Source organism: Pseudomonas sp. Hz4, from assembly GCF_054898165.1.
The window spans coordinates 5,425,056-5,441,948 of record NZ_CM142719.1 but is presented as its reverse complement, the minus strand read 5'-3'; the positions used below and the strand labels follow the sequence as shown (position 1 = coordinate 5,441,948).

The 16,893-nt window shown below is 60.9% G+C and carries 11 protein-coding genes; 6 read left to right on the top strand and 5 right to left on the bottom strand.

The features are described 5' to 3' along the window. Positions 1–56: 56 nt before the first annotated feature. The 5 genes from ACYZTR_RS25055 to ACYZTR_RS25035 all read right to left on the bottom strand — a co-directional run bounded on the left by ACYZTR_RS25055 (position 57) and on the right by ACYZTR_RS25035 (position 6,372). Positions 57–1,940, bottom strand: coding sequence for a TonB-dependent receptor domain-containing protein (locus tag ACYZTR_RS25055; RefSeq protein WP_461974727.1), 1,884 nt, complete (start codon positions 1,938–1,940; stop codon positions 57–59). Positions 1,941–1,992: 52 nt separating this feature from the next. Continuing rightward, a complete protein-coding gene (dxs, locus tag ACYZTR_RS25050) occupies positions 1,993–3,891 on the bottom strand; it encodes a 1-deoxy-D-xylulose-5-phosphate synthase (protein ID WP_461974725.1) in 1,899 nt (632 codons plus the stop codon). 92 nt (positions 3,892–3,983) lie between these two features. Further along, positions 3,984–4,883: a polyprenyl synthetase family protein gene (locus ACYZTR_RS25045; protein WP_461974723.1), complete on the bottom strand. Its 900-nt coding sequence runs from the start codon at positions 4,881–4,883 to the stop codon at positions 3,984–3,986. After that, entirely contained in the window at positions 4,880–5,122 is a 243-nt protein-coding gene (locus tag ACYZTR_RS25040; protein ID WP_007894317.1) for an exodeoxyribonuclease VII small subunit, read from the bottom strand. Before ACYZTR_RS25040 ends, ACYZTR_RS25045 begins: the two co-directional genes overlap by 4 nt. Before the next feature lie 107 nt (positions 5,123–5,229). Beyond that, the gene (locus ACYZTR_RS25035; RefSeq protein WP_461974721.1) at positions 5,230–6,372 is read right to left on the bottom strand and encodes a Fic family protein; all 1,143 of its coding nucleotides are present in this window, start codon (positions 6,370–6,372) and stop codon (positions 5,230–5,232) included. 277 nt (positions 6,373–6,649) lie between these two features. Between ACYZTR_RS25035 and ACYZTR_RS25030 the strand changes: the two genes are divergently transcribed. The 6 genes from ACYZTR_RS25030 to ACYZTR_RS25005 are packed head-to-tail and all read left to right on the top strand — an operon-like array spanning position 6,650 to position 16,843. Then, positions 6,650–7,441, top strand: a complete 792-nt coding sequence (locus ACYZTR_RS25030; RefSeq protein ID WP_461974719.1) for a YfaP family protein — start codon at positions 6,650–6,652, stop codon at positions 7,439–7,441. A 37-nt stretch (positions 7,442–7,478) separates the two neighbouring features. After that, positions 7,479–9,191 (top strand): DUF2138 domain-containing protein, encoded by a 1,713-nt coding sequence (locus tag ACYZTR_RS25025; protein WP_461974717.1) that lies wholly within the window; start codon positions 7,479–7,481, stop codon positions 9,189–9,191. 32 nt (positions 9,192–9,223) lie between these two features. Next, entirely contained in the window at positions 9,224–9,826 is a 603-nt protein-coding gene (locus ACYZTR_RS25020) for a DUF1175 domain-containing protein (protein WP_461979887.1), read from the top strand. Beyond that, entirely contained in the window at positions 9,823–14,403 is a 4,581-nt protein-coding gene (locus ACYZTR_RS25015) for an alpha-2-macroglobulin family protein (protein WP_461979885.1), read from the top strand. The genes ACYZTR_RS25020 and ACYZTR_RS25015 overlap by 4 nt, the downstream gene beginning before the upstream one ends. A 1-nt stretch (position 14,404) precedes the next feature. After that, complete coding sequence (locus tag ACYZTR_RS25010) at positions 14,405–16,024, top strand: DUF2300 domain-containing protein (RefSeq protein WP_461974715.1); 1,620 nt, start codon at positions 14,405–14,407, stop codon at positions 16,022–16,024. 3 nt (positions 16,025–16,027) lie between these two features. Further along, entirely contained in the window at positions 16,028–16,843 is an 816-nt protein-coding gene (locus ACYZTR_RS25005) for a YfaP family protein (protein WP_461974713.1), read from the top strand. The last annotated feature ends 50 nt before the right edge of the window (positions 16,844–16,893 follow it).

Below are 16,893 nucleotides of genomic sequence, written 5' to 3'. Positions count from 1 at the left end.
CTCTTGTGGGAGCGAGCTTGCTCGCGATGAGGCCAGTCCAAACACCACAAATCAGCTCAGAGAGCCGGCGTCCAGGTCACCCCAAACATCCACGCCCGACCTTCCTCGCGATACCCATACTGACTGCCATCATGGCTGTACAGCGCTCGGCTATAACCCTTGTCCAGCACGTTATCGACCTTAAGCTCAAGCTTGACCTCACGATTCAACGCCCAGCTGCTGCGCATCCCCAGCAGTGCATACCCGCCCAACGGCTGCTGATTGTTTTCATCGTCGTAGCTGCTGCTCACGGCCTGCCAACTGGCGCCGAGCCCCAGGCGATCGAACTGCCGATCCAGATCCAGGCTCAAGGTCCGCCGCGCACGGCGAGCCAGGGTGTGGCCGCTGTCGCGATCCCTCGGGTCGATGATTGCCACGCCGAGGTTGCTCTGCCAGCCGAACAGTTCCTGTTTCAAAGCCGCTTCGAACCCGTTGATCCGTGCCGAGGCCACGTTCTGCGGACGTGAGTTGCTGCCGAAAATAATCGCGTCTTCCAGGTCCGTACGGTAAAGCGAAGCTTCCAGGCGAGCGGTGTCGGTCAGCTGACTGCGCCATTGCAGCTCGTAGCTTTTCGAGGTCTCGGGTTTCAGATCCGGATTGCTGAAATCGGGGTAATACAGATCATTGAACGTCGGCGCGCGGAAACCTTCGCTGTAGGTCAGCAGCACATCGTTGTCCGGATTCAGCGGCAGGGTGAAGGTGCCGCTCCAGCTGTTCTGGCCGCCGAACTGCTGGTTCTGATCGCGGCGCAGACCCAGTTCGGTGGAGAAACTATCCGATTGATAGTGATGCTGAATGAACGCCGCACGGTTCCAGCGGCTGTCCTCGTCGAATGGCGTGTTGCTGTTGATTCGATCCTCGTACCAGTCGCCGCCGAGGATCAGGCTGTTGTGCTCGTCGAGGGTCAGGTCGTTCTGCCAGTTCAGCGAATCACGGTAAGTGTTGAACACGCTGCGTTCGTCACTGAGCTTGTCTGAAGTCTTCTCGCGGTTTTCGCTGTGGCCGAACTCGACGCGAGTTTTCCACAGGTCGTTGATGCGCGCATCGACGTAACTGCTGACGCTGCTCACCGCGAAGTCGCTGTAGGGCTGCTGCTGGACTGACTCGAGCGTGTCCATGTCGAAGCGGCCGAACGGATTGTCGAACTCACTTTTGCCACGGTTATCCAGCACGTTGGCGCCGATTTCGATGTCATCGGTGAGGGCGTGACTCAGGCTCAAGCTCACCGATTTGTTGCGGTAGTCGTCATGATCGCCGTCGCTGGGATATGACTCGCGAGTGCGATTGATGCCGGCTGTTTCATCGAGGCTGGCGCCGAGATTGAATCGCGTCTGCTCGTCACCGCCGGACAACCCGAGGCTGCGCTCCCAGGTTTGGTTGTTGCCAAAACCTACGTGCATTCGCGGTTGCAAACCGGGTTCGCCGCCACGGCGGGTGAAGATCTGAATCACCCCACCAATCGCGTCGCTGCCATAAATCACCGAGCGGGAGCCACGCAGCACTTCCACGCGCTCGACCTGTTCGATGTTGATGTGCTGCAGGTTGCTGTCGCCGGAGGTGGAATTGCCGATGCGCTGGCCGTCGACCAGTACCAGACTCTGCGCCGACTTGGTGCCGCGAATGTAAATCCCCGGCAGACTGCCGCGCCCACCGGTTTGCCCGACTTGCACGCCGGGTACACGACGCAGCAAATCGGTGACGCTGCCTGGTTGCAGGCGATCAATGTCTTCGCGGGTGAACACGGTGTTGGCGGCGCTGCTGTCGTTACGGGCTTCGACCTGACGGTTGGCGCTGATCAGCACGTCGGGAAGCTTCAGGGCCTGATCGCGTTCGAAGGTGTCGGCCAGGAGTTGGCCGGTCGGCAGCAGGATCAGCGTCAGGGCGAGGCGGGAGAGTTTCATCGGCAGTCCGTGGCGGAGGTGAAGCACGGCGCACGGGCGTGCGCCGTTTTCTTCAGGTATTGAGCAATTTCAGGCGCTGACGAATCGAAGCTTCGATCCCAGCCTCATCCAGCCCGCACTCAGCCAGCATTTGCGCAGGCTTGGCGTGCTCGACATAACTGTCCGGCAAGCCCAAATGGAGCATCGACTTGAGGATGTTTTCGCGGGCGAGAAACTCGCTGACGGCGCCACCGGCACCGCCCATGATCGCGTTCTCTTCGATCGTCACCAGCAGCTCATGGCTGCCGGCGATGTCGCGAACCAGTGCTTCATCGAGCGGTTTGACGAACCGCATGTCGACCACAGTTGCATCCAGCGTTTCGGCGACTTTCAGCGCCTCGGCCAGTTGCACGCCGAACACCAGCAGGGCGACTTTGCTGCCCTGACGACGAACGACACCCTTACCGATTTCGATCGGGTCAAGGCCTTTCTCGATCGCCGCGTTCGGGCCGGAGCCGCGCGGATAACGCACCGCCGCCGGGCCGTTGAACAGGTGACCGGTGGTGAGCATCTTGCGCAGTTCGTTTTCGTCGCTCGGGGTCATCACCAGGATGCCGGGGATGCAGCGCAGGAACGACAGGTCGAAGCTGCCCGCGTGCGTCGGGCCGTCTTCGCCCACTAAACCTGCACGGTCGATGGCGAACAACACGTCGAGGTTTTGCACCGCGACGTCATGAATCAGTTGATCGTAACCGCGTTGCAGGAATGTCGAGTAGATCGCCACCACCGGTTTCGCGCCTTCGCACGCCATGCCGGCGGCGAAGGTCACGGCGTGTTGCTCGGCAATCGCCACGTCGAAGTAGCGCAGCGGGAAGCGCTCGCTGAAAGCCACCAGATCGGAGCCTTCTTTCATCGCTGGAGTGATCCCGACAAGACGCGGATCGGACGCGGCCATGTCACACAACCATTCGCCGAACACGCCGGAATACTTTGGCCCGCCGGCCTTTTTCGGCGCAGCGGCCGGGGCGCCCAGGGGTTCGAGTTTGGTGATGGCGTGGTAACCGATCGGGTCGACTTCCGCCGGAGCGAAGCCTTTGCCTTTCTTGGTGACAACGTGCAGGAACTGCGGGCCTTTCAGGTCGCGCATGTTGCGCAGCGTGGCGATCAGGGTCGGCAGATCGTGGCCATCGATCGGGCCGATGTAGTTCCAGCCCAGCTCTTCGAACAGCGTGCCGGGAACCAGCATGCCTTTTGCGTATTCTTCGGTGCGACGGGCGATTTCCCAGGCACCGGGCAGGCGCGACAGGACCTTTTTGCTGCCTTCACGCATGCTCGCGTAAGTGCGGCTGGAAAGGATTTTCGCCAGGTAATTCGACAGCCCGCCAACGTTGCGCGAGATCGACATGTCGTTGTCGTTGAGGATCACCAGCATGTTGGCGTTCACTTCCGGCGCATGGTTCAGCGCCTCGAAGGCCATGCCAGCGGTCAGAGCACCGTCGCCAATCACGGCGATCGCCTTGCGATCACTGTTCTGCAGGCGGGCGGCAATGGCCATGCCCAGCGCTGCGCTGATCGAGGTACTGGAGTGGCCGACACCAAAGGTGTCGTACTCGCTCTCGGAGCGACGCGGGAACGCCGCGACACCGTCCTTCTGGCGCAGGGTGCCCATGCGCTCGCGGCGGCCGGTGAGGATTTTGTGCGGATAGGCCTGATGACCCACGTCCCACACCAGCCGGTCATCCGGGGTGTCGAAGACGTAATGCAACGCGATGGTCAGCTCGATGACGCCCAGGCCGGCACCGAAATGCCCGCCGGTCTGACCGACCGTGTAGAGCAATTCCAGGCGCAACTCATCGGCCAGGGTTTCCAGCTCGGCTTCGCCTAACCGGCGCAGGCCGTCCGGCGTGTTGGCACGGTCGAGCAGGGGCGTGGTCGGGCGCTTGCGGGGAATCTCATGAAACGTCGTGGGCATCAGGCGAATCGTTATAGGTATAAAAGATGCGGCAGTTTACCTGATGCATCGCCCCCTGCCCACGCGTTGGTTTTAACTTGGCGGATACGCCGTCAGCTGCGCCGGTCGACGATATAACGGGCCAGATCGCGCAATGGCTCGGCTGCCGCGTCAAACGGTCGCAGCGCGTGCAGGGCCTGATCGCGCAGTTCCAGGGCGTAGGCCTTGGCGGCGTCGAGACCGAGCAGGGCCGGGTAGGTTGGCTTGTCGCGTGCGATGTCCGCGCCCTGGCGTTTGCCGAGGGTTGCGGTATCGCTTTCGACGTCGAGAATGTCGTCCTGGACCTGGAATGCCAGACCGATGGCCTGAGCATAAGTCTGCAAAGATTTCAGTTCGTCTTTCTCGGCACGGCCGCTGGCCAGAGCGCCAAGCTTGACGCTGACCTCGATGAGCGCGCCGGTCTTGTGCCGGTGCATGTATTCGAGGGCTTTTTGATCGAGTTTCAGACCGACCGAACCGAGGTCAATGGCTTGACCGCCAACCATACCGGCCGGGCCAGCCGCTAACGCTAGAGCGCTGACCATCTGCAGGCGGAGGTCGGAGGTGAGAGCAGCGTCTGACGCGCTCAGGCGCGGGTCGAGCAGGGCGCTGAAGGCCAGGCTCTGCAAACCGTCACCGGCCAAAATCGCACAGGCTTCATCGAATTTCTTGTGGGTGGTCGGCTGGCCGCGACGCAGATCGTCGTCGTCCATGGCCGGCAAATCGTCATGCACCAGGGAATAAGCGTGAATCAGCTCTACCGCGCAAGCAGCCCCGTTGGCTTGCTCAGCCTTGCCGCCCAGCGCTTCGCAGGCGGCGTAGGCCAGTAGCGGGCGAACACGTTTGCCGCCATTCATCACGCTGTAGCGCATGGCTTCGTACAAACGCGCGAGCTCAGGGCTCGGCGCGTTGAACAGGGTTTCCAGTGCAGCGTTGACGCGGGCCTGGCTGGTCGCCGAATACGCTGCAATCATTCTGGCTGGTCCGCGTCGAAGGGTTCCTCGGCCAACTCGCCGTCACGTTCGAGCAGCACCTGAACCTTTTGCTCGGCCTGGGCCAGCGCCGCCTGGCAATCGCGGGTCAGACCGATGCCCTGCTCGAAAGCCGTCAGCGAATCTTCCAGCGATAATTCGCCGTTCTCCAGACGCTCTACCAGCGTTTGCAGGTCAGCGAGCGATTGTTCGAAATCCAGTGCAGCTTTTTTGCGGGCCATGGCGGCTATTTCCGGTTGACGTTAAACCGGCGCGACACTAGCAGACATGGGGGTTATGGGCAAATGAGCGGGGTGTTTTGGCCAGTGGGTTTCGGGAGCCTCGTCCCTTATGTTGATGTATCGGGATAACTGACCTGGTATCGAGTATTGCGCCCACCCCCGGGCAATCGCCTCAGATAGCCCTTTTCCAACAGTTCCGCCAGATGACGAGTCGCAGTCGCTTTGGACACTTTGGCCACTGCCTGATACTGCGCCGCACTGATGCCCCCTTCGAAACCGCGTTCCCCGCCATCGAGCAAGCGATTCAGCACTTTGGTCTGTTCCGCTGTTAACGAGGACTCCCGGTGCGCCTGCCAGAAACGCGCCTTGCCCAGAACCGCTTCGATCCGCGCCATGGCCTGCTGTAAGCTGCGTAACAGGGTTTTCAGGAACCACTCCAGCCACTCGGTAATATCCGCCGTCGCCTTCTGGCTGGATTCCAGCACCCGATAGTAGCCGGCGCGGTCCTCGAGAATGCTCGCTGACATCGCGTAGAAACGAATGGCTTGGGCCTCACCCTGTGCCAGCGCCAGATCGGTTAGGGTGCGCGTCAGGCGACCATTGCCGTCGTCGAAGGGGTGCAGGGTGACGAACCAGAAATGCGCAATACCGGCCCGCAGCAATGGATCGAGCCCTGCCTGGCGATGGCTGGTTTCAAACCAGGCGAGGAACGTATCGAGTTGTCGCTCAAGGCCAAGACGGGGTGGTGCTTCAAAATGAACGGTTGGCCTGTCGAGCCGCCCTGAAACCACCTGCATCGGTTCATCGCCGCGCAATGCGCCGACATGGATCGAGCGGGCGGCAAAGTCCGGGTCCTGATCCGGAAACAGCCATTTATGCCATTCCAGCAATCGCTCTAGCGTCAGTGGTTGGGCAAAGTACTGAGTGGCGTCGAGCATCAATTGCGCCAGCCCTTCGCTACGTTGGCTGACGTGATCGCCATCGACCGCTTCCAACCCCAAACGCCGCGCCAGCGATGAGCGAACCGAACCGACGTTCAGCTGTTCACCTTCAATAGCCGAAGACGTCACGATGTTCTGCAATAACGCATCCAGTTCGTTTTGCGCGCTGAGTGAGTTACCCACTGAACTGGCCATGCCCATCAACTGACCTTGCGCCTGCACACACTCGCGCAATAGAGGGGTCAAACGCTCGGCCTGCCAGTTGAAATTCGGCCAGTCAGGCTGTTGCCAGATCCAGTGAGGTTCCATGAATTCGGGTGCTCTAGGGTCAATGAGCCGAATAATAGTCCTATTCGGCTCATTCTGTGAGCCGAATAACCGCTTTATTCGGCTCACGCCCAATAACCACCTTGATTTCCGCCGCAAATATAGAGGTATCCGATTGTTAAAAAACCGCCGAATGGCTAATCTTCGCGCCTTCTACGACCCGATAGTCATGGGTCTTTCTGACGAAACGCAGTGTTTGGATCTGTAACGCGCCGAGGATCGGGCGCAAGGTTTCGTTATGCATGGCAGGAGGCGTCACATGCGTTGTGTTCTTACGTTGCTGATCACGCTCGTCTGCGCGACCGCTGCCTGTGCCGAGCCTTCGGCCGAGCTGTCGGAGCCGGTGGGCGGCTGGCGTTATTCCGGCCTGCTGGACCGCAGTGAAAGTCCTCAAGTCGCCTATCCCACGCCACCCATTGATCGAGGTGTACAGCGCAATCGCACAATGATCCAGGGCCAGCTCAAGGCCATCGGCACTCAGCGTGGCCCGCACAGCCTGGCGGTTAACGGCAATCCTCTTAATCTGTACACCGACGACCAAGGGCGTTTCGCCCGGCCGTATGCGTTCGGCGCCGGTTCCAACAGCGTCGAAGTTCGCAGCGCTGAGGGCAAATCGCTCAAGCGCGTCCAATTTTATGAAGCCAACAACCTGCGCACCCCGGCGCGGATCCGCGTGGTGTTGGGTTGGGACGACCCGAAAGCCGAACTCGATCTGCACATCATCACCCCCGACGGCCAGCATGCATTCTGGGCTCGCCCGGCGATGAACAACGGCGGCGGCCTGGACCCTGACGGTGTCGATGGCCCCGGCCCGGAAATGTTCACCATGACCGCGCCGATGCATGGCACCTATCTGGTTTACGTGAACTATTGGGGCAACTTCGGCAGTGGCGGCTATAACTTCGATGAGACCAGCAACCAGAACGAGGTAATCACCTCGCAGATCAACCTCGTGCTCAACGAAAACACCGTCGACGAAAAACGCGAAACCTTCATCGTGCCCCTGCGCGCGATCGGTGACCTGCTGCTGGTCAAGACTTTCAACTATTAAGCATCCCGCACCACGGATGACATCGGGTTTTGTGAACATGAGCGATAACACTGTTTCTCCGGCCGCCGAAACGCCTGCAGCCAAAACTCCTCGCCGCTGGCCGGTGCTGCTGGTCGGGCTGGTCCTGGTGGCCGGCGTTGCGGCCGGGTTGGGCTGGTTCATGCACAAACCCAAGGCACCGCCAGCGGAGTTGGCCAGCGACAAACTGGGCATGAGCCGGCCGGACGGTCTGCTCGAAACCCACTCCTTGAGCCAGTTACCCAAGGACTTGCTGGCCGTGCCGTTCCTCAAGGAAACCCTGACCGAAGATTTCGTCTTCTATTACGAAGCGCATGCGGATCGTCTCGGTTTGATCGGCAGTCTGCGGCGGATCATTTACGAACATGACTTGAAGCTGCAGGACAGCCTGATCGAGCAAATTTTCGACCAGCCGGCTGATGTTGCGCTGTGGCGTGGGGCGGATGGTCGTTTGAAAGACTTCTTGTTGGTGATGGATCGCGGTGGTCTGGCCAAGGTGCTGGAGCCGCTGGCGAAAGTGGCGCTGGATGATACGCAACTGAGCAAAATCGGCGATGTGAACGTCGGCGCCGACGATGTGGCGCTTTATCAACTGAGCTACAACGCCAGCAAGGCGCTGCTGTTTGCCTCCCATGGCGACAAACTGGTGGTGCTGTCCAACCCGACCAAACTCTACGATCCGCAAAGCGGCTCATCGGAAGAACCGGGCAGCGTCTCGACCAAAGCCATCGCGGCGTTGCTCAATGGCGACAAACTGTTCCCCGAAGCCTTCGGCCTGCAACCGCGCGCGCCTGAGGTGAAACAACGCCTCTCGGTCAATTCCAGCGTCCTGGCCATGGGTTATCAGCGCTTTATCCCGAACTTCGCCGGCCTGCGCTTCGACATGGACGACAAGGGCTGGCACAGCTTCCTCGCCATGGACGAACTGGACAACCAGCCGGACTTCGATTTCAAACCGATCTGGCAAGCCATGCCGATGGGCGCCAGCGCCTGTGTAGCCCTGCCGCTCGCCGCCGAACAACAGAAACCGTTGCTGGTGAAACTCGGTGCCGAAGAGTCGGTGGCCCAGGCCCTGACCGAACACATGGCCGGTGCCGCCGGCCTGTGTTGGTACGCCGATTCGCGGTTGTACACGCCGTTGCTGGTGGCCAGCCTGAACGATGATGACAGCGCAAAACTCGACGGTGATCTGGGCAATTTGTTCGGCTCGATGGTCGGCGCCTTTGAGGCCAACGTCGAAGAACACGCGTTCCCGGTCATCGAGAAACAGGAAGGCTCAACCCACCAATGGCAGCGTCAGGTCAGCTCCAACTTCGGCCCTTACAAGGCCAAAGACGCCGAGCAACCGGACGCGATCACCGGCAAAGCCTTTATGCGCGTGAGCCTGGCGCGCCACGGCTCGACGCTGCTGTTCTCCCTCGACGACAAGCTGGTGGACAAAGCCCTCGGCACCCTCGACAAACGCTTCCCGCCGATGGCTGATGTGCTGCCAAAAGACCTGCTGATGCCGATCTACTTCGGCCCGGATTCCATGGCGCAGCTGATGCAACAGGAAACCCTCGACAGCCTGCCGCAGGACATGGAGCCGGTGTTTTACAACGCGGCGCAAACCTACCTGATCCCCAAACTGCGCAAGCTCGGCGGTTACGGCAAATACGCCTTGACCTTGCCCGAAGGCAGCGAGCCCGACGGCCGCTGGCAATGGCTGCCGCTGGAATGGAAAGCCCTGTGACAGCACTTATCCGAGGCCTTGGCCTGTTGGCGATGTTGCTGGGCACCCGGGCATTTGCCGCTGAGGCGCCGCCACTGGACGTGCAGCAATCCCAGGTATTCCGCGCCTGGTTCGTGCGCATCGCCCAGGAACAACTGACCCAAGGCCCGAGCCCGCGCTGGTATCAGCAGGACTGTGCGGGTCTGGTGCGATTCGCCGCCAATGAAGCACTGAAAGTTCATGACGACAAATGGCTGCGCAGCAATGGCCTGTCCAACCGCTACCTGCCGCCGGAGCTGCAACTGAGCGATGCCCAACGCGGTCTCGCCCAGCAATGGCAGCAGGGCGGCGGCAAGGTCGGGCCGTACGTCAACGCAATCAAACTGATTCAGTTCAACAGCCATTTGGTCGGCCGCGATTTAGCGCAAGCCCGGCCCGGCGACCTGATGTTTTTCGATCAGGGCGACGACCAGCACCTGATGATCTGGATGGGCCGCTACATCGCCTATCACACCGGCACCACTACCCCGACTGACAACGGCATGCGCTCCGCAAGCCTGCAGCAACTCATGACATGGAAGGACACCCGATGGATACCCGACGCAGCCAACCCCAACTTCATCGGCGTCTATCGACTGAACTTTCTCTCCCAATGATCGGTGCCCGCATGCTGCGTTTTTTGCCTCTGCTGTTGGTATTAGTGCTGCCTTTTTCGGCAGTCAACGCCGAAGACACCGTCGAGCCGAGCGGCTACACGCCGTTAGCCGGTGAAAGCTTTTTCCTGCTGGCTGACAGCAGTTTCGCCAGCGACGAACAGGCGATGGTTCGCCTCGAAGCACCGGGTCGCGACTACCGCCGGTTCCGCATGGAGCCTTACGGCGGCGCCGACATTCGCGTGTACCGCATCGACAAGCCGCTGGATTTTCTCAAGCGCCAGAAGAACCTGCATCGAGTCGTCAGCGACGGCCAGTTCAAGGGTGAAGGCCTGTCGAACACGCTCGCGTATTTGTGGGACAACTGGTACCGCAAATCCCGTCGGGTGATGCAGCGGGCGTTCTCCTACGAATCGCGCAAACAAGTCACCGAGGAAGTGCCGGAACTGAAGATGGGCGCCGCCATCGCCGCGCCAACGCCCTACGACGCCCAGCCGCAATTCGCGCTGATTCCGGGCTTGCCGGTAGTCAGTCAGTTCCGTTATCCGCTGTGGCAAGCCAAACCGATCCAGCCGCCTGAGGGCGTTAACCTGGCCGGTTCTTCCAGCGAGTTCGTCAGCGTTGCACCGGGCAACGTGTACATCCCGTTGGGCAATCTGAAGCCGGGTCTGTACCTGGTGGAAGCGCTGATTGGTAAATACCGTGCGACCACCATGGTCTTCGTCTCCAATACCGTGGCCGTGAGCAAGATTGCCGGTGATGAATTGCTGGTGTGGGCTGCGCGCAAACACGAAGGCAGTTCGGTGCCAAAGGTCAACGTTCTATGGACCGATGGGCTGGGCGTGATGAGCAGTGGCGCGACCGATGCCGATGGTTTGCTGCGCCTGAAACACGTCAGCCCGGAGCGTTCTTTCGTGATCGGCGAGGACGAAGAGGGCGGGGTGTTTGTCTCCGAAAACTTCTATTACGACAGCGAAATCTACGACACCAAACTCTATGCCTTCACCGACCGGCCGCTGTATCGGCCGGGGGATTGGGTGTCGCTGAAAATTGTCGGTCGCGAGTTCAAGAATGCCCGCGACTCGGTGCTGCCGACGGCAGCTGACGTCAACGTGACCGTGCTCGATGCCACTGGCACGGCGCTGCAATCGCTGGCGCTGAAGCTCGATTCCAAGGCTGGCACTCAAGGCCGTTTCCAGTTACCGGACAACGCCGTGGCCGGCGGTTATGAGCTGCGTTTCAGCTACAAGGATCAGGCCTACAGCAGCGCCTTCCGTGTCGCCGAATACATCAAGCCGCACTTCGAAATTTCCCTGAACCTGGCCAAGCAGGATTACCGCACCGGCGAGCCGGTGAAAGGCAGCCTGGTGCTGCTGTACCCGGACGGAAAACCGGTGGCGAACGCCAAGCTGAGCCTGAGCCTGCGCGCCCAACAACTGTCGATGGTCGACAACGAACTGCAATACCTCGGGCAATTCCCGGTTGAGTTGACCAGCTCTGAACTGACCACCGACTCCAAGGGCAACGCAACGCTCGATCTGCCGGCCGCAGAGAAACCGAGTCGCTACATGCTCACTGTGTTCGCCAGCGATGGTGCGGCGTATCGGGTCAAGACCACCAAGGAAATCCTGATCGATCGTGGCGCTGCGAGCTTCCGCTTGAACGCACCGCAGCGCTTCAGCGCAGTGGGTGACAAGGTTGCGTTCAGCTACTCCAACGAAGGTGGCAGCGAGCCAAGCAAAGCGGTGACGTCGAGCGGCTACAGCTGGGTGCGGCTTGAAGACCAGTCCACTGGCGAAGGCAAACTCGCTGCGAGCGATAAAGGCTTCACCGTGGCGTTCGACCGTCCGGGCACCTACAACCTGACGTTGAAGGATGACCATGGCCGCGTGGTCGGCGCCACGGGTCATTCGGTCACGGGTGATGGCGTCAAAGCCGTGCCCGGCACTGTGGAAATCGTCCTCGACAAACCCGAGTACAAGGCCGGCGACGAAGCCCTCGCATTGATCACCTTCCCTGAGCCGATCAGCGATGCATTGCTGTCGCTCGAGCGCGACAAGGTCGAGGCCACAGCGTTACTGTCCAAGGGCGGCGACTGGCTGCAGATGGAAAAACTCAGCGAGACCCAATACCGCGCGCGGATCCCGGTGAAAGATAGTTTCGCGCCGAACCTGACCTTCTCGGTGCTTTACACCAAGGGTGGTCAGTACAGCTTCCAGAACGCCGGCATCAAGGTGATCGCGCCGCAGATCGACGTGGTCATCGCCACCGATAAAGAGTCGTATCAGCCGGGCGATACCGTGTCGGTTGACTTGACCACCCAGTTTGCTGGCAAGCCGATCCCGGCGCACCTGACGGTCAGCGTGGTGGACGAAATGGTCTACGCGCTGCAACCGGAAGTCGCGCCGACCATCGACCAGTTTTTCTACCACCCGCGCCGCAACAACGTGCGCACCAGCGCCAGTCTGTCGTTCATCAGCTACGACGTGGCATTGCCGGGCAGCCCGGGTGCCCCGGGCAAAGCCAACCGTAGCGAGCGGGGCGTGAAAGTGCTGGAGCGGCCGCGTCGTGAAGACGTCGATACCGCGGCGTGGCAGCCGGAACTGGTGACCGACGCCAACGGCAAAACCCGTTTCACCTTCAAGATGCCGGACTCGCTGACCCGCTGGCGCATCACCGCCCGGGCCATTGCCGATGACGGTCAGGTCGGGCAGAAGAAGCAGTTTATTCGCTCGGAAAAACCGCTGTACCTGAAGTGGAGCGGGCCAACCAAATTCCGCGCTGGCGACAAACCTGATCTGGGCGTGTTCGCTTTCAGTCAGGCCGAAAAACCGGTCAAGGCTGAGCTGGTGATTCATTACGCTGGCACCGAACAGCGCGTGCCCGTAACCCTGAACAACGGCATCAACTACATCGCGCTGCCGGCGTTTGCATTCCCTAATGGTGAGTGGACCAGTGGCGAGTGGACAGCTGAGCTGGTGCAAGACGGCCAAACCGCCGATGCGCTGGCCGTGCGCCTGACCGCCGCTGGTGAAGGCTGGCAGGTCACGCAAAGCCAAAGCCTGGACGTGGCCAGTGGCGACACGCCGCTGACCCTGCCGACGGACGCCAGCGATATTCGTCTGCGTCTGGATGACAGTCCGCAAGCGTTGTTCCGCTCCGCCCTTGATGATTTGCTGAGTTATCCGTACGGCGGTGTTGAACAAACCGCTAGCCGCTTGCTGCCGTTAAGCATCGCTTATCCGACCTTGGCGTCGAATCCGCAGATTCGTGACCGTTTGCGATTGATCATGCAAAACAGCCGTCTGCGCCTGGTGCAAATGGCCGGGCCTTCGGCGAGCTTCACCTGGTGGGGCATGGACGGTGAGCCGGATGCGTTCCTCACTGCTTACGCTTACTACGCCGACTGGCACGCCAGCAAAGCGTTGGAGTTGAGCCTGCCGCCGGAGCATTGGCAACGGGTGCTGGAGATTTATTCGAAACAGGCCAAGAACACGCCGCTGCTGCAGAGAGCGCTGATTCTATCGTTCGCCAAACAGATGCAATTACCGGTGAACACCTTGCTCAGCGGGTTGATGGAGGACCTGTCGAAAGCGGGTGCGGGTAATGCGGCGAACCTGATGGAGGACGGTGAGGACAGCATGGTCATGAGCGATCCGGATTCAGCGCTCGGTTTGGCTGCCGCTCGTGCGTTGACTGCCTCTTTGGCGAAGCAATCGAAGGTCAATCTGCCGGACACTTTCAATCAGCAACTGACAGATGCTCAGCAGCGGTTGGCCGTCAGTTCTCAACCGTTTGCCGAAGCGTTGAACCTGTCGCTGCAAGCCTTCGATCAGGCTCACGCGGCAGCGCTGCTGCAACGTCTGCTACCCCAGCAATCGACCCTGGAGCGCGCGTTGGCGCTGACCTGGTTGCAGCGCAGTATCGAGCAGGCTTCGCCCAACATCGCATTGGCACCGGGTGAAGGCTGGAAAAAAGGACACGGTGATACTGGCGAGATGTATTGGACTTGGCAGGGTTCTTCGCCCGTGCCGACAGTGTTGTCGCTGACTGGGACGCAGGAACGTCCGTTGCGCGCCGCGCTGAGTTACCAGACCAAGCAACCGGCGGTTGATCCGATGGCCGTGACCATCACCCGTCGCCTGTCGCGTCTGGTGCCGGGTGACGAAGCCTTCAACTTCAAACTGGAAGCGGTCGGCAACAAACCGTTGTCCAGCGACAGCCTGTATCTGGACGAAGTGATCATCACCAGCAAAGCCGCCAAACCGCTGCGCTACGGCATGCTCGAAGTGCCGCTGCCACCGGGTGCCGATGTCGAGCGCACCACGTGGGGCATCAAGCTCATGGGCAAGGCTGGCACCGAGCCGACTGCGCTGGAGAAGGCGCGTTTTGAACCGGGGCAAATGGCCTATGCCATTCCGGTCGATGCCTTGAGTGGCGAGTTGCGTCTGCGTCATCTGGTGCGCTTCTCGCAGAAGGGCCAGTTCAACTTGCCGCCGGTGCGTTTCACTCAGGTCTACGCGCCACAGCATCAGGCTCAGGAACAGAAACCGGCCCTCGGCCAGGTCACGGTCAACTGACATGACCCGACCTTTGGTCTGGTGGCTGCTGTGCATGATCCCTGCGTTGGCGACAGCGCAGGACGAGCCGTTGCGGCTGGCCTTTAAAGGTGAGTTGCTTTCTTTGAGTCGAACTCAGGTGGTCGCGCGCGAGCCGCTGCCTGCTGATTTGCAGACGCCTTTGGGCAGCGTGTGGAAGTTGTTTGTGTACGGCTGGCTGGTGGATACCGGCGCCCATGAATCGCCTTACGAGTGTCGCGGTCAGTCGAAAGACGAAGTTTATTGCTGCACGGCTGGCGGCAAGATTGAGCGCGATCAGGCGTTGGTGAAGTCGTGTGGTTTGTACTTTGAACCAAAGCGGTTGGGCATTGCTGGCGCTGACTGGCGCAGGTATTGGCAGGCGCGACAGGCACCGGAGTGGTTGCTGGATTTGCCGTCGTTGCAACCTGCTACCCGGGTTCCGGTGACTGAGTTGCTGCGAATGCTGGCCGTGATGCCGGCGCAGGATCAGGCGCGGCGGGTGTTGCTGGACGTGGTGTTGAATGCGGCTGACGGGAATGCTGTGGGCGAACTTGGCGGCCGGTTGCGGGTGAAAACCTGGAGTTGGTTGGGGGATCAGGATCCTTCGTCGCGTCAGGGTGGGTTTGCTGGGTGGTTGGCGGATGGCACGCCGGTTTGGGCGGGCGGGCGAGGAACCAGTCAGACGGTCTTGCGCAATTATGGTCAGGCGCTGGCGACTGTTCTGCCGTCGTCATGGCCAGCAGAGGCGGGTCGTTGTGTTGAGGTCGGTCTGTTTTCCCGTTATCCGATCGGGCGCGTTCTGGCCGGGGATCGCGTTGTTGCTTCCGCGCCTTTGCAAGGTGATTACCGCGTCGAATTCACCAACGGCAATCAACTGGATATCCACAGCGACGGCGAACTCTTTCTGCTCAAAGACAAGCTCGTCGCCCGCCTGGACCGCGAAGAATACGTCGCTCGCGTCCTCCAGCGCGAAGCCAAGCCCGAACCCGCCGAAGCCGCCAAAGCCCTGGCCGTCGCCATCCGTACTTACCTGCTGCAAAACGCCACCCGTAACGGCGACTGCCTGAGCATTGACGACAGCAGCAACCGCCAGCGCGTCGCCCCACGCCCGGCCACGGCCGAATCGCGCAACATCGCCGCCTGGACCAGCGACCTGGTCCTCGCCGGAAGCACCGTCACTTACCACTCCGACCAATCCGGCCCGGACAAACTCTCCTGGCAACAAGCCGTCGAACAAGCCAACGCCGGCCAACGTTACGACGCCATCCTGCGCCACGCCTATCCGCGCGCCAGCCTCAGCCGCTGGGACAACCCCGTCGCCTCCTGCGAAGCACTCCCCGCCGCGCAAGACTGGCTACTGAACCAACGCCGCGGCTGGCGTCCGCGGTTGGAAAGCGAGGTTGGCTACAACGAAGTCAGCACCTTCGCCGTCTGCCGCCTCGCCTTCGGCCGCCCCTACGTCGACCGTGAACGCCAGCGCATCTACGTGCGCGGTGTGCTGTCGTTGCAAGACCGCCTCGACCTGACCCACGAATACCTGCACCTGGCCTTCGAAGCACACCCCAACGGCCAGGATGAAACCTACATCGAAGGGCTCGCCCGCCACCTCTTGCTGGAATAGGCCATGAAACTCCGTTATCCACAGGTCTTCCTGTTCCTCTGCGCTTTTTGCGTCTTGCCGATGACGTCCGCCGTTGAAGGCGCCGCCAAACTCGACACCCCCGTTGGCGGCTGGCGCATCGGCGCGCCTGAAGGCGAAGGCGAAAGCTTCCGTCAGACCGTTAACTACCCGGCCTCCTCGGTGAACACGCCGGTGGGCCAAGCCAATACCGCCCGCATCACCGGGCAGATCAAAGCCACGTCCAAGTCCAGTGAGCCGGGCCGGTTGATCGTCAACGGCGTCAGCATGCCGCTGAAGATCGATCCTGCCGGCCGCTTTGATCGGCCGTTCTCGTTTCCCAATGGCAGCAACAGCGTTGAAGTCCGCAGCCCCGATGGTCAACAACGGCATCGCACGCAGTTCCTTAACGCCAGCGGCGGCGCGACACCTGCCAAATTGCGAGTGCTACTGGCCTGGGACAGCGACGGTACGGACCTGGATTTGCACCTCATCACCCCCGACGGCGCACACATCTGGTACGGCGATCGTGTTGTGCCCAATGGTGCGGCGCTCGATGTCGACGTGACGACCGGGTATGGCCCGGAAATCTTTGCCATGCCAGCGCCGATCAAGGGCCAATACCTCGTTTACGTGAACTACTTCGGAGGCGGGTATCGCAGTGATGAGGACGGGCAGGAGGATGCGGTTCAGCCGCTGACCACGGCGCAGGTGACGGTGATAACGGAGGAGGGGACGCCGAACGAGAAGATGGAGACGTTCCTGGTGCCGATGCGCGCTGTGGGGGAGTTGACGTTGGTTAAGGGGTTTAGCTATCCGTGAGGGGGTAATTGTGACAGCGGTGCTGACACCATATTTTTTTGCATTTGTCG

Bases quoted from the DNA above. Each gene is read 5' to 3' on its own strand.
- ACYZTR_RS25015 (WP_461979885.1), top strand. From the start codon at position 9,823: ATGATCGGTGCCCGCATGCTGCGTTTTTTGCCTCTGCTGTTGGTATTA.
- ACYZTR_RS25030 (WP_461974719.1), top strand. From the start codon at position 6,650: ATGCGTTGTGTTCTTACGTTGCTGATCACGCTCGTCTGCGCGACCGCT.
- ACYZTR_RS25025 (WP_461974717.1), top strand. From the start codon at position 7,479: ATGAGCGATAACACTGTTTCTCCGGCCGCCGAAACGCCTGCAGCCAAA.
- ACYZTR_RS25045 (WP_461974723.1), bottom strand. From the start codon at position 4,883: ATGATTGCAGCGTATTCGGCGACCAGCCAGGCCCGCGTCAACGCTGCA.
- ACYZTR_RS25010 (WP_461974715.1), top strand. From the start codon at position 14,405: ATGACCCGACCTTTGGTCTGGTGGCTGCTGTGCATGATCCCTGCGTTG.
- ACYZTR_RS25040 (WP_007894317.1), bottom strand. From the start codon at position 5,122: ATGGCCCGCAAAAAAGCTGCACTGGATTTCGAACAATCGCTCGCTGAC.
- ACYZTR_RS25035 (WP_461974721.1), bottom strand. From the start codon at position 6,372: ATGGAACCTCACTGGATCTGGCAACAGCCTGACTGGCCGAATTTCAAC.
- ACYZTR_RS25020 (WP_461979887.1), top strand. From the start codon at position 9,224: ATGTTGCTGGGCACCCGGGCATTTGCCGCTGAGGCGCCGCCACTGGAC.
- ACYZTR_RS25055 (WP_461974727.1), bottom strand. From the start codon at position 1,940: ATGAAACTCTCCCGCCTCGCCCTGACGCTGATCCTGCTGCCGACCGGC.
- ACYZTR_RS25005 (WP_461974713.1), top strand. From the start codon at position 16,028: ATGAAACTCCGTTATCCACAGGTCTTCCTGTTCCTCTGCGCTTTTTGC.
- dxs (WP_461974725.1), bottom strand. From the start codon at position 3,891: ATGCCCACGACGTTTCATGAGATTCCCCGCAAGCGCCCGACCACGCCC.